A 1,351-nucleotide genomic window follows, 5' to 3' on the forward strand; every position below is an offset into this window, starting at 1 on the left:
CTAGTGTGGCAAAACTTACTAGAGAAGACGACTCTCTAGATTAGCTAAGTAAGCCTTGGGGTCTCGGCGAAATCGATACTGTTCAATTCTGGCTTTGTGGTGTTTTTGCAACTGAGAGCGTAATTCAAGCCAAGTATGAATATCAACTTGAGCTAAATCAGATGCGGTAAAAGAATGAAGTTTAGTAGCGATCGCACAAGCAAGTTTGACAGAACCACGAATAAGGAGGGATGAGGGAGCAACCTTACGACCAGTACAACGACGTTGATGATGACGTAGCATACCAAAAGCATGTTCTAAGTCATTATTAGTTCTGGGGAAATCTTCAATTTCGTAACAATGAAAAAGTCCAGACCAGTAGCTATGGGTGGTTTTTATAAAGTTATCGATTGCGGTGTTCAACGTACCAGCTTTCTGCTTTTGTTGGGACATTTGAGTTAATAGTTGTTGATAACTTTGTTTGACACCAGCAGCATCTAGACCTATTTTATTGTTGAGAATATTACTAGCTTTATCAACCCACTCATACGCAACCTTAACAGGTGAAAATAAAGATTCAGTCGCAGATAAACCCTTGGCTAGGAGGTGTTTTAAGTTAACTAAAGGTGGCGGTAAAACACTTTTTTTCCATTCGCTCTAAGCTTTGCTCTATCAACGTTAAGTTTTCTTGTAACTTTAATCCAGATGCTTCTAACGGTGGATGACCATCATTGGTTATAGAACTACGCACTGCCGAGCAATAATCTTCAATAATAGTTACCATTTCCTGAGTTTCATTAGTAACACTACGTTCAATGTCCCGTAATCCTCTAATTTTTTTTCAATTCCTTTTTTGCATGGCGATCCGCCTCATATATGGGTTTAATTGCTTCTTTCAGGTAATGGTAATGACATAAACCGTGAGCAATTCTAGGTAATGCTAACCCAACAGCTTTACGAATTGATTGTTGCCCATCACTAACAACTCCATCAATTGGTACATCCAGAGTGTTAGTTACTTCTAATAATAACGCTACTAAATCTTCATTTGTTGATGATAACAAGGTTTTAGCAAGTAAAATTTCTCCTGATAAGCAATCTCGAATTACCCATAATACCTCATGTCCAATTTCTGGCTGCATCCCATCAATTGCTAATATCACCCGTCCTTGATTAGCCACTATTGCTTTTAATCTTTTATGGTCTTTTAGCCATAAAGAAAGTAACTCGTCATATCTGTCAATTAGGTGTGTGACCGTTCGTTTACTTATACATATACCCTTTAATTCAAGGTGAGCGTGTATTTGGGTAACACTTCTATGTTCCTGGTAGCGTAATGCTCCTATATAAGCAATCACATCCAAACCAAATT

The 1,351-nt window shown here is 38.0% G+C and carries 2 protein-coding genes and 1 pseudogene; all 3 read right to left on the bottom strand.

What is annotated here, in order from left to right; all coding sequences use genetic code 11:
* Positions 1–18 precede the first annotated feature (18 nt).
* The gene (locus tag UYI_RS37445) at positions 19–432 is read right to left on the bottom strand and encodes a hypothetical protein (protein WP_016870632.1); all 414 of its coding nucleotides are present in this window, start codon (positions 430–432) and stop codon (positions 19–21) included.
* Between the two features lie 163 nt (positions 433–595).
* Entirely contained in the window at positions 596–730 is a 135-nt protein-coding gene (locus UYI_RS39920; RefSeq protein WP_268742386.1) for a hypothetical protein, read from the bottom strand.
* 79 nt (positions 731–809) lie between these two features.
* Positions 810–1,351: pseudogene (locus UYI_RS39455) on the bottom strand (ISNCY family transposase); the annotation flags it as partial.

Source organism: Fischerella muscicola PCC 7414, from assembly GCF_000317205.1.
GTDB lineage: Bacteria > Cyanobacteriota > Cyanobacteriia > Cyanobacteriales > Nostocaceae > Fischerella > Fischerella muscicola.

Coding starts and splice junctions, on each gene's coding strand:
- UYI_RS37445 (WP_016870632.1), bottom strand. CDS start 432: ATGTCCCAACAAAAGCAGAAAGCTGGTACGTTGAACACCGCAATCGAT.